The organism is Olsenella uli (assembly GCF_016899935.1).
Classification (GTDB): Bacteria; Actinomycetota; Coriobacteriia; order Coriobacteriales; family Atopobiaceae; genus Thermophilibacter; species Thermophilibacter uli_B.
The window spans coordinates 1-24,105 of record NZ_JACJJK010000001.1 but is presented as its reverse complement, the minus strand read 5'-3'; the positions used below and the strand labels follow the sequence as shown (position 1 = coordinate 24,105).

Annotated in this window: 22 protein-coding genes and 1 tRNA gene; all 23 read left to right on the top strand. The window is 70.7% G+C overall.

What is annotated here, in order from left to right:
- Positions 1–47 precede the first annotated feature (47 nt).
- The gene (locus tag H6A07_RS00115) at positions 48–449 is read left to right on the top strand and encodes a kinase/pyrophosphorylase (RefSeq protein ID WP_204812161.1); all 402 of its coding nucleotides are present in this window, start codon (positions 48–50) and stop codon (positions 447–449) included.
- A gap of 187 nt (positions 450–636) precedes the next feature.
- A complete protein-coding gene (gene ppdK, locus H6A07_RS00110; protein ID WP_204812159.1) occupies positions 637–3,396 on the top strand; it encodes a pyruvate, phosphate dikinase in 2,760 nt (919 codons plus the stop codon).
- A 108-nt stretch (positions 3,397–3,504) separates the two neighbouring features.
- Positions 3,505–4,539 (top strand): deoxyguanosinetriphosphate triphosphohydrolase, encoded by a 1,035-nt coding sequence (locus H6A07_RS00105; protein WP_204812157.1) that lies wholly within the window; start codon positions 3,505–3,507, stop codon positions 4,537–4,539.
- 70 nt (positions 4,540–4,609) lie between these two features.
- Entirely contained in the window at positions 4,610–5,566 is a 957-nt protein-coding gene (locus tag H6A07_RS00100; protein WP_204812155.1) for a DUF6273 domain-containing protein, read from the top strand.
- A gap of 111 nt (positions 5,567–5,677) precedes the next feature.
- Positions 5,678–6,022: a 50S ribosomal protein L19 gene (gene rplS, locus H6A07_RS00095; RefSeq protein ID WP_204812153.1), complete on the top strand. Its 345-nt coding sequence runs from the start codon at positions 5,678–5,680 to the stop codon at positions 6,020–6,022.
- Positions 6,023–6,087: 65 nt separating this feature from the next.
- Positions 6,088–6,879, top strand: coding sequence for a ribonuclease HII (locus H6A07_RS00090; protein WP_204812151.1), 792 nt, complete (start codon positions 6,088–6,090; stop codon positions 6,877–6,879).
- A 174-nt stretch (positions 6,880–7,053) separates the two neighbouring features.
- Positions 7,054–7,494, top strand: a complete 441-nt coding sequence (locus H6A07_RS00085) for a YraN family protein (protein WP_204812149.1) — start codon at positions 7,054–7,056, stop codon at positions 7,492–7,494.
- On the top strand, positions 7,491–8,975 hold the full coding sequence (locus H6A07_RS00080; protein ID WP_204812147.1) for a YifB family Mg chelatase-like AAA ATPase: 1,485 nt from the start codon (positions 7,491–7,493) through the stop codon (positions 8,973–8,975). Before H6A07_RS00085 ends, H6A07_RS00080 begins: the two co-directional genes overlap by 4 nt.
- A gap of 5 nt (positions 8,976–8,980) precedes the next feature.
- On the top strand, positions 8,981–9,880 hold the full coding sequence (locus H6A07_RS00075; protein WP_204812145.1) for a DNA-processing protein DprA: 900 nt from the start codon (positions 8,981–8,983) through the stop codon (positions 9,878–9,880).
- A gap of 26 nt (positions 9,881–9,906) precedes the next feature.
- On the top strand, positions 9,907–11,241 hold the full coding sequence (trmFO, locus tag H6A07_RS00070; RefSeq protein ID WP_204812143.1) for a methylenetetrahydrofolate--tRNA-(uracil(54)-C(5))-methyltransferase (FADH(2)-oxidizing) TrmFO: 1,335 nt from the start codon (positions 9,907–9,909) through the stop codon (positions 11,239–11,241).
- Positions 11,238–12,176: a tyrosine recombinase XerC gene (locus H6A07_RS00065; protein WP_204812141.1), complete on the top strand. Its 939-nt coding sequence runs from the start codon at positions 11,238–11,240 to the stop codon at positions 12,174–12,176. Before trmFO ends, H6A07_RS00065 begins: the two co-directional genes overlap by 4 nt.
- Before the next feature lie 206 nt (positions 12,177–12,382).
- Positions 12,383–13,150, top strand: coding sequence for a 30S ribosomal protein S2 (rpsB, locus tag H6A07_RS00060; RefSeq protein ID WP_204812139.1), 768 nt, complete (start codon positions 12,383–12,385; stop codon positions 13,148–13,150).
- 32 nt (positions 13,151–13,182) lie between these two features.
- The gene (gene tsf, locus H6A07_RS00055) at positions 13,183–14,058 is read left to right on the top strand and encodes a translation elongation factor Ts (protein ID WP_204812136.1); all 876 of its coding nucleotides are present in this window, start codon (positions 13,183–13,185) and stop codon (positions 14,056–14,058) included.
- Between the two features lie 188 nt (positions 14,059–14,246).
- Entirely contained in the window at positions 14,247–14,969 is a 723-nt protein-coding gene (gene pyrH / locus H6A07_RS00050) for a UMP kinase (RefSeq protein ID WP_204812134.1), read from the top strand.
- 2 nt (positions 14,970–14,971) lie between these two features.
- Complete coding sequence (frr, locus tag H6A07_RS00045) at positions 14,972–15,517, top strand: ribosome recycling factor (protein ID WP_204812132.1); 546 nt, start codon at positions 14,972–14,974, stop codon at positions 15,515–15,517.
- A complete protein-coding gene (locus tag H6A07_RS00040; RefSeq protein ID WP_204812130.1) occupies positions 15,517–16,302 on the top strand; it encodes an isoprenyl transferase in 786 nt (261 codons plus the stop codon). Before frr ends, H6A07_RS00040 begins: the two co-directional genes overlap by 1 nt.
- Entirely contained in the window at positions 16,299–17,249 is a 951-nt protein-coding gene (locus H6A07_RS00035; protein ID WP_204812128.1) for a phosphatidate cytidylyltransferase, read from the top strand. Before H6A07_RS00040 ends, H6A07_RS00035 begins: the two co-directional genes overlap by 4 nt.
- Complete coding sequence (gene dxr, locus H6A07_RS00030) at positions 17,246–18,442, top strand: 1-deoxy-D-xylulose-5-phosphate reductoisomerase (RefSeq protein ID WP_204812127.1); 1,197 nt, start codon at positions 17,246–17,248, stop codon at positions 18,440–18,442. The genes H6A07_RS00035 and dxr overlap by 4 nt, the downstream gene beginning before the upstream one ends.
- On the top strand, positions 18,439–19,824 hold the full coding sequence (locus tag H6A07_RS00025) for a M50 family metallopeptidase (RefSeq protein WP_204812126.1): 1,386 nt from the start codon (positions 18,439–18,441) through the stop codon (positions 19,822–19,824). The genes dxr and H6A07_RS00025 overlap by 4 nt, the downstream gene beginning before the upstream one ends.
- Positions 19,825–19,831: 7 nt before the next feature.
- A complete protein-coding gene (gene ispG, locus H6A07_RS00020) occupies positions 19,832–20,911 on the top strand; it encodes a flavodoxin-dependent (E)-4-hydroxy-3-methylbut-2-enyl-diphosphate synthase (protein WP_204812122.1) in 1,080 nt (359 codons plus the stop codon).
- Positions 20,912–21,162: 251 nt separating this feature from the next.
- Positions 21,163–22,878 (top strand): proline--tRNA ligase, encoded by a 1,716-nt coding sequence (locus H6A07_RS00015; RefSeq protein ID WP_440589981.1) that lies wholly within the window; start codon positions 21,163–21,165, stop codon positions 22,876–22,878.
- 59 nt (positions 22,879–22,937) lie between these two features.
- Positions 22,938–23,963 (top strand): alpha-hydroxy-acid oxidizing protein, encoded by a 1,026-nt coding sequence (locus tag H6A07_RS00010; RefSeq protein WP_204812120.1) that lies wholly within the window; start codon positions 22,938–22,940, stop codon positions 23,961–23,963.
- A 67-nt stretch (positions 23,964–24,030) separates the two neighbouring features.
- Positions 24,031–24,103 (top strand) — tRNA-Ala (locus H6A07_RS00005).
- Positions 24,104–24,105 lie beyond the last annotated feature (2 nt).

Below are 24,105 nucleotides of genomic sequence, written 5' to 3'. Positions count from 1 at the left end.
CGGTGCGTTTCGACCGAAGTGCCACGTGAGACATGGGAGGATGCGAGATGAACAAGCTTGATCTGGACGACGACATCTTCGGACACGTCGTCCCCCTCATCTACGTGCTGTCAGACGCCCGAGGCGAGACGGCCAACACCGTCGTCATGGCCGCTGCGGCCCAGTTCGGCGACGCCTCGGTTGACATCGAGCGCCTCTCCAACGTCAAGGACGTGGACACGGTCCGCTCCTACTTCGACGAGCATTACGACCCCGAGCGCCCGTGCGCGGTCTTCCACACCTTCGCCAACGGGACGCTGCGCCGCGAGATCCGCCGCGAGCTCGACCGCCGCGGCATCCCCTCGATCGACCTGCTCGGCCCGGCGGTGACCGTCATCTCCACGCTCACCGGAGAGGAGCCGACCCGCGAGATCGGCGCGGTCTACGACAAGCCGATCGTGTCAGAGTAGCGCGCCCGTCTGGGGGCGGCCGGGTTTCCGGCCGCCCCCTTTGCGTCCGCCCCGCCGTCCGCGTCCGGTCGCCCAATTCGACCTTGCGCTTTCAGCGGGCGCTGACTAGGATTACCACGGATGCAATGAACGCGTCGTAAGTGCGCCCCTTCGGGGGCGTCGGGCATAGAGAAAGCAAGGGAGTACCATGGCAGAAAAGCACGTCTACCGCTTTGGCTTTGACGCCAACGGCAACAACGTGACCGAGGTCGCGGGCGACACCGTTGACAAGGCCAAGTGGATCACGGGTGGCAAGGGCGCCAACCTTGCCGAGATGGCCAACATCGGCCTTCCCGTCCCTCCCGGATTCACGATCACCTGCCAGACCTGCGTCGCCTACTCCAGCGCCGGCAACGTCTGGCCTGAGGGCGTCCTCGACGAGATCGACGAGTACCGCAAGGACCTCGAGGAGCGCATGGGCAAGAAGCTCGGCGACTCCGAGGACCCGCTGCTCGTCTCGGTGCGCTCCGGCGCCCCGTTCTCCATGCCGGGCATGATGGACACGGTCCTCAACCTCGGCCTCAACGACGACTCCGTCCAGGGCCTCGCCAAGCAGACCGAGAACCCGCGCTTCGCCTACGACTCCTACCGTCGCTTCATCCAGATGTTCTCCGACGTCGTCATGGGCGTCTCGGGGCAGCTGTTCGAGGACGCCATCTCCGCCAAGAAGGCCGAGAAGGGCGTGAAGCTCGACACCGAGCTCGACGCCGACGACCTCAAGGACCTCGTCGCCACCTTCAAGCAGATCTTCGTCGACAACGTCGACGCCGAGAAGTACCCCGAGGTCGTCGTCGACGGCAAGGTGGCCTTCCCGCACGACCCGCTGCTCCAGCTCCGTCTCGCCGAGCAGGCCGTCTTCGGCTCCTGGAACACCGACCGCGCCATCCTGTACCGCAAGCAGAACAAGATTCCCGACGACCTGGGCACCGCCGTCAACGTCCAGGTGATGGCCTTCGGCAACAAGGGCAACACCTCCGCCACCGGCGTCGCCTTCACGCGCAACCCCGCTGACGGCACCAACGAGCGCTACGGCGACTTCCTGGTCAACGCCCAGGGCGAGGACGTCGTGGCCGGCATCCGCAACACCGAGCCGATCGCCGACCTGCCCAAGGTCCCGGGCCTCGAGGAGGCTGGCAAGGAGCTCTTCCACGTCTTCGAGATCCTCGAGGACCACTACGCCGACATGATGGACCTCGAGTTCACCATCGAGCAGGGCAAGCTCTGGATGCTCCAGACCCGCGTGGGCAAGCGCACCGCCCTCTCCGCCCTCAAGGTCGCCATCCAGATGTACGAGGAGGGCCGCATCTCCAAGGAGGAGGCGGTCATGCGCGTTGCCCCCGAGCAGCTCGACCAGCTCCTCCACCCGCAGTTCGACCCCAAGGCCGACTACAAGGTCATCGCCAAGGGCCTGAACGCCTCCCCGGGCGCCGCAGTGGGCGCGGTCGTCTTCTCCTCCGCTGACGCCGAGGCCTACGCCGAGGCCGGCAAGCCCTGCATCCTCGTGCGCTGGGAGACCACGCCCGACGACCTGCACGGCATGGTCGCGGCCGAGGGCATCCTGACCTCGCACGGCGGCAAGACCTCCCACGCGGCCGTCATCGCCCGCGGCATGGGCGCGCCCTGCGTCTGCGGCGTCGACGCCCTCCAGATCGACGCGGTCAACAAGGTCTGCACCGTCGCCGGCACCGACATCACCCTCCACGAGGGCGACGTCATCTCCATCGACGGCACCACCGGTGACGTCATCCTCGGCGAGGTCGCGCTCGTCCGTCCGGAGCTCGGCGGCGACCTCCAGACCATCCTCGACTGGGCCGACGAGGTCCGTCTCGACGCCGACCGCGGCCGCGTGATCGGCGTCCGCGCCAACGCCGACAACCCGGCCGATGCCCAGCTCTCCAAGGACAACGGCGCCGCCGGCATCGGCCTGTGCCGCACCGAGCACATGTTCCTGGGCGAGCGCAAGCAGCTCATCCAGAACTTCATCCTCGCCGACGACGAGGCCGTCAAGGCCGACGCGGTCGAGAAGCTCGGCGCCGCCCAGAAGGGCGACTTCCTCGAGATGTTCAAGGCCATGGACGGCATGCCCGTCATCGTGCGCCTGCTCGACCCGCCCCTGCACGAGTTCCTCGAGGATCCGCGCGACCTCGACGTCGAGATCGCCAAGGAGGAGGCCGCCGGCAAGGACGTCTCCGAGAAGAAGGCCCTTCTCGCCAAGCTGGACTCCTTCCAGGAGGCCAACCCGATGCTGGGTCTCCGCGGCTGCCGTCTGGGCCTCGTCTACCCCGAGCTCAACGTCATGCAGGTGAAGGCCATCGCCTCCGCCACCGCCGAGCTCAAGAAGCAGGGCCTCGACCCCAAGCCCGAGATCATGATCCCGCTTGTGGCCTTCGAGGAGGAGCTCGCGCTCGTCCGTGAGATCGTCGAGGAGAACGTCAAGGCCACGGCCGAGGAGTACGGCGTCGAGCTCGACATCCCGGTCGGCACCATGATCGAGATCCCGCGCGCGGCGATCACCTCCGAGGATATCGCCAAGCACGCCGACTTCTTCTCCTTCGGCACCAACGACCTGACCCAGATGGGCCTGGGCTTCTCGCGTGACGACGTCGAGGCCGCGTTCATGCCGCTCTACCTCGACAAGAAGATCGTCAAGACGAACCCGTTCGCCACGCTCGACAAGGGCGTCGCCAAGCTCGTCCAGATGGGCGTCGAGGGCGGCCACAAGGGCAACCCGGACATCGTCTGCGGCGTCTGCGGCGAGACCGGCGGCGACCCCGAGTCCATCCACATGTACTACGACCTCAGCCTGGACTACGTGTCCTGCTCGCCGTACCGCGTGCCCATCGCGCGCCTCGCGGCCGCCCAGGCCAAGATCGCGTCCAACGGCGGCGCTGCCAAGGTCGCCAAGTAACCGAGTCCTGAGACACGGTCGCTGACGGGGGAGGGGGCCTTCGGGCTTCCTCCCCCTTTCGCCTAAAAGGGGTCTGACCCCTTTTAGGCACGTTCTGAGGAGGGTGCCATGAGGGTCACACGCCGCGTCGACCTGGAGCGGGCGGAGCACGAGCGGCTCTCCCCGGACGCCGCGTTCGCCGACGCCTCGGCCGGGCGGCGCACGCCGGAGGAGCCGGACGCCCTGAGGACCTGCTTCCAGTGCGACCGGGACCGCATCCTCCACAGCAAGAGCTTCCGGCGCCTGGCCCACAAGACGCAGGTGTTTCTCGCCCCCGAGGGGGACCACTACCGGACCCGGCTGATCCACACCCTCGAGGTCTCCCAGGTCGCGCGCTCCATAGCGCGCCCCCTCGGCCTCAACGAGGACCTGACCGAGGCGATCGCGCTCGCCCACGACCTCGGCCACACGCCCTTCGGGCACGTGGGGGAGCGCGCCCTCTCCAACGCCCTCGCGCGCTATCGCGGCACGGACGGGCGGGGGCGGCAGTTCGCCCACAACGAGCAGGGCGCCCGCATCGTGGAGCTGCTGGAGCGCGACGGGCGCGGCCTCAACCTCTCGCGCGAGGTCGTCGACGGGATACGCTGCCATACGGGGGCGCAGAGGGCCGCCACGCTGGAGGGCAGGGTCGTGGCCCTCTCGGACCGCATCGCCTACGTGTGCCACGACATCGACGACGCGGAGCGCGCGGGGCTTCTCGCCGAGAAGGACCTGCCCGAGGGTCCGCGCGCCGTCCTCGGCGGCAGCTCCTCGGAGCGCATCGAGACGATGGTGCACGACGTCGTCTCCAGCAGCGCCGAGACCGGCGACGTGCGCATGTCCGACGACGTGTGGCGCGCGATGATGTCCCTCAGGGCGTTCCTCTTCGAGAACCTCTACTCGCGCGGCGACGCCAAGTGGGAGGAGCCCAAGGCCTACGCCATGCTCGGAGAGCTCTTCGACCACTTCGTCACCCACCTCGACGAGGTGCCGGACGAGTACCGCGTGCATGACGGCGACAAGCCCGAGGTGCAGGTCGCGGACTTCGTCTCGGGCATGACGGACCGCTACGCCGTGTGCGTCTACGAGGACCTCAAGATCCCCCAGTCCTGGAAGCGACGCTAGCGCGTCGGCCCGTCCCTCGCGCCCCCGGCGGCGTGTTGTATGATGGGTGGCCGACGAACGGAGGTGTCGCATGGGCAGACGGGGCGGACGCGGCGGCGGGGTCCTGACGTTTCTTCTGATCCTGCTCTCGCTGTGCGTGTGCGCGGCCGGGGCCTTCGCGCTCCACTACGTCATGACGGCGACCCCGGGGGCGGCCGCCGCGCCCGAGGAGCGGGAGCTCGAGCCGAAGCGCTTCTCGGAGTACGACTGGGACGAGCTCGCCGAGGTCGCGCAGATGGTCGCCGACGCCCCCTCCGACGAGGAGGGCGAGGCCCTCGCGGCCGAGTGGGGCGTCGCGGTGGGGGACACGAGGCCGCTGCCGCTCTCTGACGGCCGCCAGGCGTCGCTCACCGTGGTCGGGATACGCTGCGACCAGCTCGCGGACGGCTCCGGTACGGCGGGGCTGACGCTCATGACCTCCCCGATCTCGCTCCAGCCGATGAACGACGCCGCCTCCAACGCCGGCGGCTGGGAGGGGAGCCAGATTCGCTCGTGGCTCGCCACGGAGGGGGCCGACCTCCTCCCCGAGGGGCTCGCCTCCCGGGTGAGAACGGTCACGAAGTCGACCAACAACGTCGGCGTCACGTCCGACTCCGCCTCCGTGACGCAGACCGACGACGCGCTGTGGCTCTTCTCGCTCTCCGAGGTCTGCGGGCCGATCGACCTCTTTGCGAACGAGTACGGCGACCAGGTCCGCGCGCGGACCTACTACATCGACTACACCGTCTACGACGCGCTCCTCTCCGGCGAGGGGGAGCAGTACCCGCTCTTCGCCCAGAAGGGCGTCAGTTGCCTCTCGGACTCGTCGGGCGCGCTCGCGCTCGAGTACGGCGGCGCCCCGACGAGCTGGTGGTACCGCACCTCGTATCCCTACACGTTCACCGGTGACGACGCCTACTACTTCTACCAGGCCATGGAGACGGGCTACCCGTCCGCGCTCGGCCAGGCGGACCAGCCGGCGGGCGTCGTCGTGGGGCTCTGCCTCTGATTTTGTGGCGTTCTTGTCGGCGGGCGACAAGTGCCCTATAATGCTCGCTTGTGTGTAAACCTATGTGTCGCTCGCATCGGCGTCGGCACCTCTAGAGACAGGAAAGAGAACATGGATTACATTCGTGCCATCGAGCGTCAGCAGATTCGCGAGGACATCCCCGCCGTCAAGGTCGGTGACCACGTCAAGGTCCACTACCGCATCGTCGAGGGCGACCGCACCCGCGAGCAGGTCTTCGAGGGCGACGTCATCCGCATGAGCGGCGCCGGTGCCCGTGAGACCTTCACCGTCCGCAAGATCAGCTTCGGCGTGGGCGTCGAGCGCACCTTCCCGCTCCACAGCCCCAAGATCGCCAAGCTCGACGTTGTCCGTCACGGCGACATCCGTCGCGCCAAGCTGTACTACCTCCGCGACCGCGTCGGCAAGGCCGCCCGCATTCGCGAGAAGCGCGACTAGCGCCGGTCCATCGCACGTCCGAGCCGCCCCGCACGGGGCGGCTTTCTTGTATGGGGAGGTCACGAATGGGGACGGAGGGGACGCGCCCGGCCACGGCGCGCGAGATCGCGGCGACCCTCGCGAGCGCGTCGTTCGAGGAGGCCCGCTCGCTCGCGGAGCGCTACGCCGAGGACCCGCGCAAGCAGGTCCGTCACGCCGTCGAGGTCGCCCGCCGCAGGCTGGGGCGCGAGGAGGCCGAGCGACGCCGCGTCGAGGGCATGTACGCGCTCCAGCGGGAGCTCGGCGGCGACGGGGTGGTCGTCGGGGTGGACGAGGTGGGCCGTGGCGCGCTCGCCGGCCCGCTCACCGTCGCCGCCGTCTGCCTGCCCGACGAGCCCCGCATCTGTGGGCTCAACGACTCCAAGCAGCTCACCGCGCGGGAGCGCGAGCGCGTCGCCTCGCTGGTCGCGGAGCACGCCGTCGCGGTCGGGATCGCGCACGTCGAGCCCGAGTCGATCGACGCGCTCGGCATCGTGGCCTGCCTGCGCCACGCGATGGCCGCCGCCGTGCGCGACACCGGGCTCGAGCCCGACCGCGTGCTCATCGACGGCAACCCCATCGGCGCGCATCCCGCCGAGCGCTGCATCGTCAAGGGTGACGCCCGCGTCGCCTGCATCGCGGCCGCCTCGATCGTGGCCAAGGTGACGAGGGACGCCCTCATGGTCTCCTACGAGCGCGAGTATCCCGGCTACCACCTTGCGGAGTGCAAGGGGTACGGCTCCGCCGACCACGTGGCGGCGATCCGCGCGCTCGGCCTGAGCCCCATCCATCGCGCCTCGTTCTGTGGAAACTTCGTGGAGCAGCCCCGTCTCTTCTGACGCGCCCGACATCGCTCGTCCGGGCTCGTCGCGACCTTCGCACGAGTTCCGTGCCGGCGCGCGCGGGGCGCGTCAGGCTCGTGAGCGTCCCGTGACGGGCCCGTGGACGGCATCGGGACGTTTCGTGCAAGTCCCCTCTGGGAGCCTCTTCTCATCGACGTGAGAGGAGGAGCCATGGAACTGGAACTCTCGGCGGCCCAGGTCGCACCGGCGCAGACGGAGGGGGACTGGAGGCGCGACCGGCGCGCGCTCGGCGCCCGGGGCGAGGAGGTCGCCGTCAGGAGCCTGGCCGAGCGGGGATGGACCATCCTCGGGAGAAACTGGCGGTCGGGCTACGGGGAGGTCGACATCATCGCGCTCGACCCGCGGGCCGAGTCCTCGGTCGTGTCGCTGATCGAGGTGAAGACCCGCCTCGCCACGGACCCGCAGGAGGTCATGCCGGAGGAGGCCGTCGACGAGCGGCGCCAGGAGCGCTACACCAACGCGGCGCGCATCTTCCTCCAGGCGAACGAGTGGGTGAGCCGCGTGCGCTTCGACGTCATCGCGATCACCGTGACCGACGACGACGTGGGGCACCTCCATCAGCTGAACGGCGCCTACGAGGTCAGGCCATGACGGGCGCGGGAACCGCCGTCGTGCGGGCGGCGTCGCTGCGCGGCGTCGAGGCGGAGCCCGTCACCGTGGAGGTGAGCCTGTCTGGCGGGCTGCCGGGGCTCGACATCGTCGGCATGCCCGACCCGGCGGTCCTCGAGGCGCGCTCCCGGGTGCGCTGCGCGATGCGCGCGAGCGGCTTCGCGCAGCCGCGCGAGCACGTCACGATCAACCTCGCCCCGAGCGACCTGCGCAAGACCGGGACGGCCTACGACCTGCCGATCGCGGTCGCGCTCCTGATCGCCACGGCGCAGCTCCCGCCCTCCGTCGCCGACGACCTGCTGTTCGCCGGCGAGCTCGCCCTCGACGGGTCGGTCTGCCCCGTCCGCGGCGAGATGGCCTACGCGCTGCTGGCCCGCGAGCTCGGCGTGGAGCTGGTCGTCTCCGCCGAGAGCCCGCTCGTCGGCAGCTGGACGGAGGGGGCCCGGGGCATCAGGGCGCTCGCCCAGCTCAAGGGCGGGGTCCGCTCCCTGCCCAGCCTCGCGAGCCGCCCTGCGGACGAGGCGGAGGCCCCCGAGGCGCCCGACTTCGGCGACGTGGCCGACCAGGAGCTCGCCAAGCGGGCGATGACGATTGCCGCCGTGGGCCGCCACGGCGTGCTCATGGTCGGGCCGCCCGGATCGGGCAAGACCATGCTCGCCCGCTGCCTGCCGTCCATCCTGCCGCCGCTCTCGGAGGACGAGGCGGCCTCGGCCATGCTCATCCACTCGGTCGCGGGCCAGCCGATCGACCGCCTGGCGGCCGGGCTCAGGCCCTTCCGCGCGCCGCACCACTCCATCTCGACGGGCGGGCTCGTCGGGGGAGGCAGGCCGGTCCTGCCCGGGGAGATCTCGCTCGCGCACGAGGGGGTGCTCTTCCTCGACGAGCTCCCCGAGTTTTCCCACGCGACGCTGCAGGCGCTGCGCCAGCCGCTCGAGGACCGCGTCGTGCGCATCGTCCGGGTGGACGGCTCCTACTCGTTCCCCTGTGACTTCCAGCTCGTCGCCGCGGCGAACCCCTGCCCCTGCGGGCACCTCGGGGACCCCGGGCACGAGTGCACGTGCTCGCAGTCGCGCATCGCCGCGTACCAGGCGCGCGTCGGCGGCCCGCTCATGGACCGCATCGACGTCGTCGTGGACGTGCCCCGCCCCGAGACGGCCAAGGTTATCGACGGGCGCGCGGGGACCACCTCCGCCGAGATGGCCCAGACCGTGGGCGCGGCGCGGGAGTTCCGCGCGTGGCGTACGCGTGCGGGGGAGCAGGAGTCGCTCCCGCCCGCCGCCTACCTGGACGTGCGGGCCAGAGGGGCGCTCGAGTCGCTCGCGCGGGGCCTCTCGCTCGGCGGCCGGGCGATCGTGCGCGTCTCGCGCGTCGCGCGCACGATCGCGGACATCGCCGAGCACGAGCTCGTGAGCGAGGACGACGTCGTCGAGGCGCTCGCGTTCAGGCCGAGGGCGAAGGGGTGAGAAACATGCGTGACGCCAGCGAACGGTGGGAGCTCGCGCGCGGGGACGCGGGGTATCCCGCCCGTCTCGAGGACCTCCCCGCGCCGCCCGACCGCATCTTCGGGATCGGGAGCCCGGAGGCGCTCGAGGGCCCCTGCCTCTCGGTCGTGGGGGCGAGAAGGGCGACGCCCTACGGCCTGGCGGTGGCCGAGATGGCCGCGCGGGTGGCCGCGGAGTGCGGCGTCACCGTCGTCTCGGGCGGCGCGCTGGGGTGCGACCACGCCGCAGGCATGGCGGCGCTCAGGGGCGGGGGACGGACCGTCGTCGTTTCGGGGTGCGGGGCCGACCTCGTGTACCCGCAGTCGTCGCGCGACCTCTTCGACGGGGCGGTCGCGCACGGGGGCGCGGTCGTGTCCCTGGAGCCGTGGGGGAGGGGGCCGAGACGCTGGAGCTTCCCGAGGAGAAACGCCGTCATCGCCGCGCTCTCCGAGGTCCTCGTCGTCACCGAGGCGGGCCTGCGCTCGGGGACGATGTCGACGGCGGACGCCGCGAGCGAGCTCGACCGGATCGTCTACGCGGTCCCGGGCTCGATCTTCTCGCCCACCTCGGCGGGGACGAACCGCCTCATCGCGGAGGGCGCGCGCGTCATCGCGGACGAGCAGGCGCTCGCCGTCTCCCTCGCGCTCGACTACGGGCTCGCGCGCATGGCGCCGGCAGGGGTCGCGCGCGAGTACGGCCCGGTCGTCTCGGCCCTCGTCGCCTCGCCCTCCCGCGCCGACGAGCTCGCCGAGCGCCTCAACGAGAGCGTGCTGACCGTCATCCGGACCCTGACGGACTACGAGGCGAGAGGTATCGTGGAGCGTCTCCCCGACGGCCGCTACGCGCCGACGCGGAGCTACTACTTGGGGCACAATGGAGCGAGCTGACGTTTCGAGCGAGGACGGGGGATTCGATGGAGCACGTGGTTAGCGTCGTGGGAGGCGGTCTCGCCGGCAGCGAGTGCGCACTGCAGCTCGCGCGGCGGGGGGTCCGCGTCCGGCTCTTCGAGCAGCGGCCCGCCCACGCCTCGCCCGCCCATCACGGGGCCGGCTTCGCCGAGCTGGTGTGCTCCAACTCGCTCAAGTCGACCAAGGAGGACACGGCCGCCGGCCAGCTCAAGTGGGAGCTGGACCGTCTGGGCAGCGCCCTTCTGCGCTGCGCCCGGGAGGCCCGGGTGCCCGCCGGGGGCGCCCTGGCCGTCGACCGGGACGAGTTCTCCGCGCGCGTCGGGGCGCTGATCGAGGGCGACGGACGCATCGAGGTCGTCAGGGAGCGCGTCGACGAGCTGCCCGAGGGCCCCGCCGTCGTCGCGGCGGGACCGCTCTGCTCGGGCGAGCTCTTCGAGGCGGTGGCGCGCGCCGTGGGCGGCGACCGGATGAGCTTCTACGACGCGGCGGCGCCCATCGTGGACGCGACCACGCTCGACCGCTCCGTCGTCTTCGAGCAGTCCCGCTACCAGGAGGCCGAGGCGACGGGGGACTACCTCAACTGCCCGCTCGACCGCGAGCGCTACGACCTCCTCGTCGACGAGCTGGTCGGCGCACGCCGTGTCATCGCGCACGACTTCGAGCAGCGCGACCTCTTCTGTGCGTGCCAGCCCGTCGAGGAGGTCGCCCGGACCGGGCACGACACGCTGCGCCACGGCGCCCTCAAGCCGGTCGGCATCGCCGACCCCCGGACCGGGAGAAGGCCGTGGGCGGTGGTCCAGCTCCGCGCCGAGAACGCCGCGCACACCGCCTACAATCTTGTCGGCTTCCAGACCAACCTGACCTGGGGCGAGCAGCGCCGCGTCCTGCGCCTGATCCCCGGCCTCGAGGCCGCGGAGTTCCTGCGCTACGGCGTCATGCACCGCAACTCGTTCGTCGACTCCCCGCACGCGCTCGACCGCACCTTCGCCGTGCCGGGCACCTCCGTGCGCCTCGCCGGGCAGATCACCGGGACCGAGGGCTACGTCGAGGCCATCGCCTCCGGCCTGCTCGCCGCCCTCAACGTCTACGCCGATCTCGTCGGCGCCGAGCCGGTGCTGCTCCCGCAGACCGGCTCGCTCGGCTCGCTCGCCGCCTACGCGACCGACCCCGCGACGGTCGACTACCAGCCCATGCACGTCAACTTCGGCCTCTACCCGCCGCTTCCGGACGCGCCGCGCAACAAGGCGGCGCGCCACGCCGCGCTCGTGGACCGGGCGCGGCGCGACCTCGACGCCTATCTCGCGGCCCGTCCCGAGCTGCTCATAAGCGACCCCGCATGACCGAGCGGACGGAGCAGGCGCTCCGGCGCGAGGAGGAGCGCGCCGCCTTCGCGCGCGACGTCGAGGACTACGCGGCGCACCTCGCGAGCGTCCGCCACCTCTCGGAGAACACCGTCCGCGCGTACCGCGAGGACCTTCTCGCGTTTCTCGCCTGGTGCGCGCGGGAGGGCGTCTCGCCGGGAGGGCTCACGCACCGCGACCTGCGCGCCTATCTCCTCGAGCTCTCCCGCGCGGGCTACTCCACGCGCACGGTGGCGCGCCATCTCTCCGCCCTGCGCGGCCTCTTCCGCTGGATGCTGCGCGAGGGGCGCTGCGACTCGGCCGCCGTGGCGGCGGTGGCGAGCCCCAAGCTCTCGCGGACCCTGCCCAAGACGATGTCCGCCGCCGAGGCGGACGCCCTGCTCGCCACCTGCGAGGGAGACGACCCCGTGAGTCTGAGGGACCGCGCCTTCCTCGAGCTCCTCTACGCGACGGGCGCGCGCGTCTCTGAGGTATCCGGGCTCTCCCTCCTCGACGTGGACTTCTCGCAGGGCCAGGTCAGGCTCTTCGGCAAGGGGTCGAAGGAGCGCGTCGTCCCCGTCTACCCCAGCGCCCTCGAGCGCGTCCGGGCCTACGTGGAGCGGGGGAGAGGCGCGCTCGTGCGGCCGGGCCGCCCCACCGAGGCGCTCCTCCTCTCGACGCGCGGCAACCGCATGTCCGCAGACGCGCTGCGGACCGTCTTCGAGCGCCGGGTGGCCGAGGCGCGCCTCGACCCCAGCCTCACCCCACACGCGATGCGCCACACCTTTGCGACGGAGCTTCTCGGCGGGGGAGCCGACCTCAGGAGCGTGCAGGAGCTTCTCGGCCACGAGAGCCTCGCCACGACCCAGGTCTACACGCACCTCTCGGTCGATCGCCTCAAGGAGGCGGCCCGGAGCGCCCACCCGCGCGCGTGAGCCCGACGCGTGCCCGCCGCGATGGTGAGGATGTGAACCCTCGACAGGCCCGGACGCAGCGTCTATACTTTCTACTCGCTGTGCGCCCGCACGGCATACGTCACACGCGTGGCTACTCGCGCATCGTGGTGCCCGTGGCTCAGGCCAGGTCACGGGTGGTGCGTCGGGGTCGACCCCACGCGGAGGATCAACCACAGGAGGTTACCATGGCTAAGATCACCATCCAGACCCTGCTCGACGCCGGCTGCCACTACGGTCACCAGACCCGCCGCTGGAACCCCAAGATGAAGCCGTACATCTTCGGCGAGCGCAACGGCATCTACATCCTCGACCTCAAGCAGACCATGCTCGGCGCCGACCGCGCCTACACCTTCCTCAAGGAGACGGCCGCCAAGGGTGGCTCGATCCTGTTCGTCGGCACCAAGAAGCAGGCCCAGGAGCCCATCGCGGCCCAGGCCGAGCGCTGCGGCATGCCCTACATCAACCAGCGCTGGCTCGGCGGCATGCTCACCAACTTCGTGACCATGCGCTCCCGCATCTCCCGCATGGAGGAGCTCGAGGCCATGGTCGAGGACGGCCGCATGGCCACCCTGCCCAAGAAGGAGCAGGCGCTGCTCACGAAGGAGCTCGAGAAGCTCCAGAAGAACCTCGGCGGCGTCCGCACCATGACCGCCCTGCCGCAGGCCATCTTCGTCGTGGACACCAAGCGCGAGGAGATCGCCATCCGTGAGGCCAACCGCCTCCACATCCCGGTCGTCGGCCTGCTCGACACCAACTCCGACCCTGACGTCGTCGACTACGGCGTGCCCGCCAACGACGACGCCATCCGCTCCGTCTCCCTGATGTGCGAGCTCGCGGCCGACGCCGTGCTCGCCGGCTCCGGCAAGGAGCAGATCAGCGCCGAGGAGATGGCCGGCGAGGCCGCGCCCGCGACCGATCAGGCCGCTCCCGCCGACGCCCCCGCCGCCGAGTAGTCGACCACACACGACCAGTTAGGAGATTCACCATGGCTCAGGTTACCGCAGCCCTCGTCAAGCAGCTCCGCGAGATGACCGACTCCCCGATGATGGAGTGCAAGAAGGCCCTCGTCGAGGCCGACGGCGACATCGACAAGGCCGTCGACATCCTCCGCACGATGGGCGTCGCCAAGGCCGTCAAGCGCGCCGGCCGCGACACCAACGAGGGCACCATCGCCGTCTACGTCTCCGAGGACGGCAAGACGGGCGCCCTGCTCGAGCTCACCTGCGAGACCGACTTCGTGGGCACCAACCCCAAGTTCACCGGCTTCGCCCTCGACCTCGCCAAGATCGTCGCCGAGAACGACCCCGCCGACGTCGACGCCCTCAAGGCCTGTGCCATGGGCGAGTCCACCGTCGAGGCCGAGCTCACCGAGATGATCCACGTCATCGGCGAGAACATGAAGGTCGCCCGCTTCCAGCGCGTCACCGCCGAGGACGGCGCGCTCGGCAGCTACGTCCACCTGGGCGGCAAGCTCGCCGACATCGTGACCTTCAAGTTCACCAAGCCCGAGACCGCCGAGAGCGAGCAGTTCAAGACCTTTGCCCACGACGTGGCCATGCAGGTCGCCGCCGCCGCCCCCGTCTCCGCGCGCCGCGACGACGTCCCCGCCGACGTCATCGAGCACGAGCTCTCCATCTACAAGGCCCAGGCGGCCGAGTCCGGCAAGCCCGAGGCCATCCAGGAGAAGATGGCCCAGGGTCGCCTCGAGAAGTACTTCAAGGAGAGTGTCCTCACCGAGCAGGAGTTCGTCAAGGACAGCTCCCTCACGATCGCCCAGCTCGCCAAGAACGTCTCCAAGGACGTCGACGACACGATCGAGGTCATGAGCTTCGTCCGCTACACCTTCGGCGACGCCGAGTAGCATCACAGCTCACACGAGCCCGCGGGGCCGGCGAGTGATCGTCGGCCCCGTTTTTCATGGACGCACCCCGGTCCTTCTCGGCCGGCCGCAGACGTGACGCCGCCGGCGCGCCCGGCCCGCGCTCTGCTAGAATCACGGGAGGACATTACCCGCCCCTTACGCGAGGGGCCGACGAAAGCGAGGTCCCAGTGTCAGACGTCAAGTACGGACGCGTCCTGCTCAAGCTCTCCGGCGAGGCGCTCATGGGCGAGCAGGCCTACGGGATCGACGCCGCCGTCCCGCAGCGGCTCGCCGAGGAGATCAAGCCCGTCTGGGAGGCGGGCGTGCAGGTCGCCATCGTGGTGGGCGGCGGCAACATCTTCCGCGGGCTCACCGGGGCCGCTGCGGGCATGGACCGCGCCCAGGGAGACAACATGGGCATGCTCGCGACGGTCATCAACTCGCTCGCGCTGCAGGACTGCTTCGAGCGCAACGGCATGGACTGCCGCGTCATGAGCGCGATCGAGATGCGCCAGATCGCCGAGCCCTACATTCGCCGTCGCGCGATCCGCCACCTCGAGAAGGGCCGCATCACGATCTACGCCGCCGGCACCGGCAACCCCTACTTCACCACGGACACCGCCGCTGCGCTGCGCGCCTGCGAGATCGGCGCCGAGGTCCTGATGAAGGCCACCAACGTCGACGGCATCTACGACGCCGACCCCCGGACCAACCCCGACGCCCGGCGCTTCGACTCCATCACCTACCGCGAGGTCCTGAACCGCGACCTCAAGGTCATGGACGCCACCGCCACGGCGCTCTGCCATGACAACCACATGCCCATCATGGTCTTTGACATCAAGCAGCCCGGCGTGTTCCTGAGCGCCGTGCGCGGAGAGAACGTTGGCACGACCGTCGTCGAGGAGGACTAGACATGAGCCAGTACACCGACCGCGCCGAGAAGAACATGGGCAAGTGCCTCGACACGCTCAAGGCCAACTTCGCCCGCGTGCGCACCGGCCGCGCCAACGCGCAGATCCTCGCGCCCATCATGGTCGACTACTACGGCCAGCCCACGCCCATCACGCAGCTCGCGGGCATCAAGGTCCCCGAGGCGTCCATGCTCGTCGTGGAGCCGTGGGACAAGAGCGCCCTGCGCGCGATCGAGAAGGCCATCGAGAGCTCCGACCTCGGCATCACCCCGTCCAACGACGGCGTCTCGATCCGCCTGCCGTTCCCCAAGCCCACCGAGGAGCGCCGCAAGGAGCTCGTCAAGGAGTGCAAGGAGATCGCCGAGGAGGCCCGCGTGGCCGTCCGCAACGTCCGCCGCGACGTGAACGGCAAGATCGAGCGCGACGAGGAGCTCTCCGACGACGAGCAGTCGCGCGAGAAGAAGGCCGTCCAGAAGGTCACCGACTCCTACGTCGCCAAGATCGACGAGCTGCTCAAGGCCAAGAGCGCCGAGGTCATGGAGATCTAGTGCAGCGCGACATCGAAAAGCTCGCCGCCTACTACGCCGACGCCCCCGACGACCTCTCGTTGGCGGACCTCGACCTCGAGCGGATCCCTCGCCACGTCTCCATCATCATGGACGGCAACGGCCGCTGGGCGACCGCGCGCGGGCTCGACCGCTCGAAGGGCCACGTCGCCGGCGTGGACGCGCTGCGCGAGGCCGTCACGACCAGCGTGCGGCTCGGGATCGACGTGTTCACCGTCTACGCGTTCTCCACGGAGAACTGGCGCCGGCCCAAGCGCGAGGTCGACCTGCTCATGCACCTCTTCGCGACGACGCTGGTGAAGGAGCTCCCGCTCTTCCACCAGGAGAACGTGCGCCTGCGCTTCCTCGGCGACCTCGACGCGCTCCCGGAGCGGACCCGCGTCGTCTTCCAGCGCGGCCTGGACGAGACCGCCGACCACACCGGGATGGTCTTCGCCCTCGCCGTGAACTACGGCTCGCGCGCGGAGATTGCCCGCGCGGCGCGCTCGCTCGCGCGCGACGTGGCGGCGGGGACGCTCGAGCCGGACCAGATCGACGAGGACGCCCTTGCGGGCCGCCTCTACACGGCCGGCCTGCCCGACCCGGACCTCCTCATCCGCACCTCCGGCGAGATGCGCCTCTCCAACTACCTGCTCTGGCAGCTCGCCTACACTGAGTTCTACGTCACCGACACGCTCTGGCCCGACTTCGACCGGTGGGACTACCTCCGCGCCGTCGTCGCCTACCAGGGGCGCTCCCGCAGGTTCGGGGGTGTGGTCCGCTCGTGAGCGACGTCACCGACAGGGACCGGGAGCAGGGGCGCGGCGTCGGGCTCGACCGACAGATCGACCGGCTCGAGGGGCGGCGCGCCTCCAAGGAGGAGGCCCGCGCGGCGGGCGACCTCAGGGGGCAGAAGGCGCGCAGCTCCGCCGAGAAGCTCCTCACGAGAACCACCTCGGGCGCCATCTACGCCATCGTGACGCTCGCCTGCGTCCTCGCCGGCCCCATCCCCACCGCGGTCCTCGTGACGGCGGAGGCCTGGCTGTGCTGCTCGGAGTTCTTCAGGATCTGCCGCATGGGCGGGCGCATGCCCAACGAGACGCTGGGCCTCGCCGCCGCGCTGCTCTTCCCGGCGGCCGCCTACGTCCATGGACTTGTCGCCTGCGCGCTGATCGTCCTGCTCCTGCTTGTGGCGTGCGCCTGCTGGTACGTGTTCGCGCCGCGCGCCAACATCGCCGACGTCTCCGTCACCGCTTTCGGGCCGCTCTACACCTCGCTCGCCTTCGCGAGCGTCATCCTGATCAGGAAGGCGGACCCGGGCCTTCCCGGGGCGATCCTCACCCTCGGCGTCATGTTCTCGATCTGGGCCAACGACGCGTTCGCCTACCTCGTCGGGTCCGCGATTGGCTCCCACAAGCTCGCGCCCCGCATCTCGCCCAACAAGAGCGTCGAGGGCTTCCTCGGTGGCCTCGTGGGCTCGGTGCTCATATGGGTCCTCCTCGCCCTCTTTGGCGTCGACGGGCTCGACCCCCTGACGGCCGCCCTCTTTGGCCTCGTGGTCGGCGCCGTCTCGGTCTTCGGCGACCTCTTCGAGTCGCGTCTCAAGCGCGGCGCGGGCGTCAAGGACTCCGGCAACGTCCTGCCCGGGCACGGCGGCCTGCTCGACCGCTCCGACTCGATGCTCTTCGGCGGCACGGCCGCGCTCTTCCTACTCTTTCTCGGAGGCATGCTATGACGCTCCCTGATCCCGCGCGCGCGGACGGCCCGCAGGGGCCCCTGCGCGTCGCGGTCCTCGGCTGCTCGGGCTCGATCGGGCGGCAGACGCTCGACGTGTGCCGCCGTCACCCCGACCGGCTCCGCGTCACCGCGCTCTCCGTGGACACCTCCACCTCCGCGCTCGTCGCCGCCGCGCGCGAGTTCGGCGCGAGCCACGTGGCGGTCGCCAACGCGGGGCACGGCGGAGACCCCGTCCTGCGGGAGCTCCCCGAGCGCTGCGAGCTGACCCTCGGCGCCGACGCCGTGACCGCGCTCGCGTCGCTTCCCGACGTCGACGTCGTCGTCAACGCGCTCGTCGGCTTCGCGGGGATGCACGCCGGCTACGCCGCCCTCGCGGCGGACAAGCTCCTGGCCTACGCCAACAAGGAGTCGATCGTCTGCGGCGGCGACCTGCTCATGCCGCTCGTGCGCCCCGGCCGGCTCATCCCCGTCGACTCCGAGCACAGCGCCATCTTCCAGTGCCTGGTGGGAGAGCGCGACGCCGACCTGCGGCGCATCTGGCTCACCTGCTCGGGCGGGCCGTTCTACGGCAGGTCCCGCGAGGAGCTCGCCTCGGTCACCGCGGCGGACGCGCTTGCGCACCCCACCTGGACGATGGGCGCCAAGATCACGATCGACTGCGCGACGCTCATGAACAAGGGCCTCGAGGTCATCGAGGCGCACCACCTCTTCGGCGTCCCGATCGACGCGATCAGCGTCCTCATCCACCGGCAGAGCAAGATCCACTCGATGGTCGAGTTCGCGGACGGCGTCGTCAAGGCGCAGCTGGGCGCCTCGGACATGCGCGCGCCCATCCAGTACGCCCTGAGCTACCCCGAGCGCTGGGAGGCCGTCGCCGAGACCGTCGACTGGCGCCTCGAGGGCCCGCTCACCTTCGACGCGCCCGACGTCAAGACTTTCGGCTGCCTGCGACTCGCCTGCGACGCCGGCAGGACGGGCGGCACGCTCCCCTGTGCGATGAACGCCGCCAACGAGGTCGCCAACGCCGCCTTCCGCACGGGGGCCTGCGGCTTCCTCGACATCGAGCGCGTCGTCTCGCGCGTCATGGACGAGACGGACGTCGAGCCCGTGGAGAGTCTCGCCCAGCTCGACGAGGTTGACGCCCGCGCCCGCGCCCGCGCCGCCGCCATGCTCGCGGAGGTTCGCGGATGAGCGGTCTTCTCGGCGTCATATGGACGGTCTTCTGGGGCGTGCTCGTCCTCTCCGTGCTCGTCTTCGTTCACGAGGGCGGGCACTACCTCGTCGCCCGCGCCCTGCGCGTGAGGGCGACCGAGTTCTTCCTGGGGCTGCCCTGCCGCCTCAAGCTCTCGCGCCGGAGTCGCAAGGTCGGCACCGAGTTCGGCGTGACCCCGCTGCTTCTGGGCGGCTACACCCGCATCTGCGGCATGGAGGGCGCGGGAGACGAGCTTCTCGCCCCGGCGCTCGACCTCGTCACGCGGCGGGGGAGGGTGCGGGCCCAGGAGGTCGCCGACGAGCTGCACGTGGACGTCGAGCGCGCCTACGACCTGCTCGCCACCCTGAGCGACTGGGCCTCCATCAGGCCCTACTACGACCCCGAGCTCGACGAGCATCCCGACCAGTCGACCTATCCCGCCGCCTTCGAGTCCGTCGCGCGCGACGCCGACCTCCTCACCGAGTTCGACCGTGGCCACGACTTTTCGCGCCCCGGGTCGAGCGAGGCGGGCAGCCCCCGCGAGACGGGGCTCACCCCGGAGGAGTTCCTCGCGCGGGAGCGCGCGCGGACGTACCAGGGCGTCGGCTTCCTCAAGCGCTGCGCGATCCTCGTCGCGGGGCCGCTGGTCAACGTCCTTCTCGCCTTTGTGGTCGTGACGGGCGTCTTCATGGTGCGCGGCGTCGACTACGTCTCCAACGTCAACACGCTGGGCGGCGTGGAGGCGGGCTCGCCGGCCTACGAGGCCGGCATCCGCGCCGGGGACACGCTCACGTCGGTCGACGGGACCCCGGTCGGGACTTGGGAGGAGATCGTCGCCGCGCTCGAGGGCCCGCTCGAGGAGGGACGTGACTTCGAGGTGACCTACGAGCGCGACGGCGCCGAGGCCACGACCACGGTCGACCTCCCCGACGGCGTGCCCACGGAGCGCGTGGGCGTCTCGGCCACCGTGGGCACCTACCACCTCACGCTGCCCGAGGCCTCGGCGGCCACGTTCGACTACGTCGGCCAGGTCGCCTCCTACGTGGCCCAGCTCATCCAGCCGAGCCACACGATGGAGGTCCTCGACCAGTCCTCCTCCGTCGTGGGCATCGCCGTCATGACGTCGGAGGCCGCCTCTGCGGGCGCCTACGAGCTCGCGGTCATCGTCGCCGCCGTCTCCCTCTCGATCGGCTTCATGAACCTGCTGCCCATCCCGCCCTTCGACGGCGGCAAGGTCCTCATAGAGGTCGTGCAGCTCGTCCTGCGCCGCCCGCTCTCCCCGAGGGTCGTGAACGCCCTGAGCTACGCCGGCATGGCGTTTCTGATCTTCGTCTTCGTCGTCGTGCTGAGAAACGACATCGTCAGGTTCGTTATCGGATAGGAGCGCCATGGGAGCCACAACCGAGCGTGCGCCGCGCGAGCTGACCAGACCCGTACGGGTGGGGGACGTGCAGGTGGGGGGCGGCGCGCCCGTCTCCGTGCAGTCCATGTGCACGACCGACACCGCCGACGCCGCCGCCACGCTCGCCCAGATCGGCCGGCTCGCCGAGGCCGGCTGCGAGATCGTGCGCGTGGCGATCCCGAGCGCCGCGGCGCTCGACGGCTTTGCGGAGGTCTGCGCGGCATCGCCCCTGCCCGTGGTGGCCGACATCCACTTCGACCATCGCCTCGCCATCGAGGCGTGCCGACGCGGCGCTGCGGCGCTGCGCGTGAACCCCGGCAACATCGGCAGCTGGGAGCGCGTCGACGCCGTGATCGACGAGGCCGGTGCGGCGGGCGTCCCGATCCGCATCGGCGTGAATGCGGGCTCGCTCGACCCCGCCTTCGCCGAGCGCGACGACCTCACGCACGTCGAGAAGCTCGTGGGCTCGGCCACCTCCTTCGTGGCACACTTCCGCGAGCGCGGCTTTGCCGACATCGTCCTCTCCGCCAAGGCGCACGGCGTCCCCACCACGGTGGAGGTCAACCGCGCCCTCTCGCGTGAGCTGCCGGACGTGCCACTGCACGTCGGCGTGACCGAGGCCGGCACGGCCCGCCAGGGGACCGTCAAGAACGCGGCGGCCGTGGGGGCGCTGCTCATGGAGGGCATCGGCGACACGATCCGCCTCTCGCTCACGGCCGACCCGGTCGAGGAGGTCAACGTGGCGTGGGACCTGCTCTCGGCCGTGGGGCTGCGCCGCCTGCGCCCCGAGCTCGTGAGCTGCCCCACCTGCGGCCGCTGCCAGTGGGACCTCATGGGCGTGGCCGCCGAGGTCGAGCGGCGCCTGGCCGGCGTGCGGGCGCCCATCACCGTGGCCGTCATGGGGTGCGTGGTGAACGGCCCCGGCGAGGCCAAGGGCGCCGACATCGGCCTCGCGGGCGGGCGCGGCAAGGCCGTGCTCTTCGCCTCGGGCGAGAAGATCCGCACCGTCGACGAGGCCGACGCCGTCGACGAGCTCTTTGCCGAGATCGACCGTCGCTTCTCCTAATCCGTCCGGCCCCGCACGGGCCGCATATGCTCCGGCGCTCGGACAGCTTGCCGAGAAGGACGCTCGGCAAGAACTCGCGGCGGGGCGTATCTCCGGCGCGAGTTCTTGGCGCGCCCTCTGCGCCAAGCTGTCTGAGCGCCGGAGATACGCCCCGCCGGGGAGGCGGAGGTTGGCTTGCGACCTCGCCCGTTCTTGTCGTCCGTATGGCGTAGAATCGTGGGCGTTGCAACGACCCACAGAAGGGAACGCACGTGAAGCGCTACCAGAAGATGTCCCAGCTCTATGCTCCCACGCTCAAGGAGGACCCGGCGGAGGCCGAGCTCGCGAGCCACCGGCTGCTCCTGCGCGCCGGCATGATCCGCAAGACGGCCGCCGGTCTCTACAGCTACCTGCCGCTCGCCTGGCGCTCGATCCACAAGATCGAGGCCGTCATCCGCGACGAGATGGAGGCGATCGGCGCCCAGGAGATGATGGTGCCGATCCTCACGCCCGCCGAGCTCTGGCACGAGTCCGGCCGCTGGAGCGCCTACGGCCCCGAGCTCATGCGCATCGCCGACCGCCACGGCCGCGAGTTCGCGCTCGGCCCCACGCACGAGGAGACGTTCACCGACCTCGTGAAGAACGAGCTGCGCTCCTACAAGCAGCTGCCCTGTACGCTCTACCAGATCCAGGACAAGTTCCGCGACGAGATGCGCCCGCGCTTCGGCCTCATGCGCGGCCGCGAGTTCATCATGAAGGACGCCTACAGCTTCTCCGCCGACCAGGAGTCGCTGCAGGAGTGCTACGAGCAGGAGAAGGCCGCCTACGCGCGCATCGCCGAGCGCTGCGGCCTCTACGCGCTGCCCGTCGTGGCGGACTCCGGCCAGATCGGCGGCGACACCTCGGTGGAGTTCATGGCGCTCGCTGACTCCGGCGAGGCCGAGCTCGTCTACTGCGACTGCGGGTTCGCCGCGGACGTCGAGGCGGCGTCCACGAAGGTGCCCGTGACCGAGGGCCCCGGCGACGGCACGCTCACGAAGGTCCACACGCCGGGCCTCGGCTCCATCGAGGCCGTGGCGGACTTCTTCGGCTTCCCGGAGAACGGCACGCGCAAGTCGCTCGCGCTCGTCGCCGAGGACGGCACGAACGTCGTGGCCATTGTCCCCGGCGACCACGAGCTGAACGAGATCAAGGCGAGCCACCTCTTCGGCGCCTACCACCTAATGACCGATGAGGAGCTCGAGCTCTGCGGCCTGCACAAGGGCTTCATCGGGCCCGTGGGGCTGCCCGAGGGCGTGCGCCTGGTCTGCGACGAGTCCCTGCGCGAGAGCGTCAGCTGGACCTGCGGTGCCAACGAGGTGGACTACCACTTCACGGGCGCCCGCCCCGGCCGCGACTTCACGGTCGACGAGTGGGCCGACCTCGTGAGCGTGAAGGCCGGCGACCCCTGCCCGCACTGCGGCGCTCCGCTCAAGAGCGCCCGCGGCATCGAGGTCTCCCAGGTCTTCCAGCTCGGCACCAAGTACTCCGAGGCGATGGGGGCCACCTTCGCGGACGAGGACGGCGTGGAGCGCCCGTTCCTCATGGGCTGCTACGGCATCGGCGTCTCCCGCACGCTCGCGGCGGTCGTGGAGCAGCACAACGACGAGCACGGCATCTCCTGGCCCGTCTGCGTGGCGCCCTACGAGGTCGAGGTCGTTCCGCTCGCGGTGAACGACGACGTGGTGGCCCCGGTTGCCGAGAAGGTCGTGGAGGAGCTCTCCGCCGCCGACCTCGAGGTCCTTCTCGACGACCGCAAGGAGCGCCCGGGCGTGAAGTTTGCCGACGCCGACCTCATCGGCATCCCGTACCAGGTGATCCTGGGCAAGCGCGGCGTCGCGAACGGCATGGCCGAGGTCAAGGTCCGCGAGACCGGGGAGCGCTTCGACGTGCCGATGGGCGATCTCTGCGCCTGGCTCCTCGAGCGCGTGGTTCCCGCCCGCGCCTAAGTCGAACCCGTGCGCCCCGGCCCTTCTCGCCGGGGCGCCCTTGTGTGGAAAGGACGACCATGAGCTATGCGGATCTCGCGGCCGCCGCGCGCGGCACCATCGGGCCCTTCTGCCGGGCGTGTCCCGTCTGCGACGGGCGCGCGTGCGCGGGCGTCATGCCCGGCCCGGGCGACAAGGGCGTGGGTCGCGTCGCGCACCGCAATTGGGAGGCCTGGCAGCGCCTCCGCGTGAACATGGACACCCTGCACGAGAGCTGGACGGCCGACACGCGCGCCGAGGTGCTCGGGCGCGAGCTCTCCCTGCCGGTCATGATCGGCCCGGTCGGCGACGTGCAGCGCCACTACGGCGAGAAGTACGACACCGTCTCCTACAACCGCTGCGTGCTCACCGCCGCGGCGGGGGAGGGCACGCTCGCATTCACGGGCGACGGCCTCGACGCCTCGATCATGAGCGAGGCCTGCGCGCTGATCGGCGAGCTCGGCGGCGCCGGCGTCCCCACGGTCAAGCCCTGGGACGAGAGGACCCTCGCCGCGAAGCTCGACGAGGCGTTCGCCGCGCGGCCCGTCGCCGTCGCGATGGACATCGACGCCGCCGGCCTGCCGTTCCTGCGCGGCCAGGAGCCGCCCGCCGGCGCCAAGTCCGCGGGCCAGGTCGCTGCGATCGCGGCCCGCTGCCACGAGGAGGGCGTCCCGTTCGTCCTCAAGGGCGTCATGACGGCCGCTGCGGCCGCGAGGGCCGTCGAGGCGGGCGTCGACGCGATCGTGGTCTCCAACCACGGCGGGCGCGTCCTCGACGGCACGCCGGCCACCGCCGAGGTCCTGCCCGAGATCGCGGACGCCGTGGGCGGCCGGGCGAGCGTTCTCGTGGACGGCGGCATCAGGAGCGGCCTCGATGTGTTCCGCGCGCTCGCGCTCGGGGCGGACGCGTGCCTCGTGTGCCGCCCGTTCGTCGTGGCGGCCTTCGGCGGGGGAGCCGACGGTGTGCGCGCCTACCTTGCTCAGCTGCGCGCCGAGCTCGCCGACGCGATGGAGATGTGCGGTGCGGAGAGCGTCGCCGACGTCACGCGCGCGATGCTGCGCGACTAGCGAACCTTTCGCAAATTGGGTGTTGACCCCACCGCCGAGTCTGGTATAGTTGCTTTCGCACCAACGCGGGGATATAGCTCAGTTGGGAGAGCGCGTGACTGGCAGTCACGAGGTCAGGGGTTCGAACCCCCTTATCTCCACC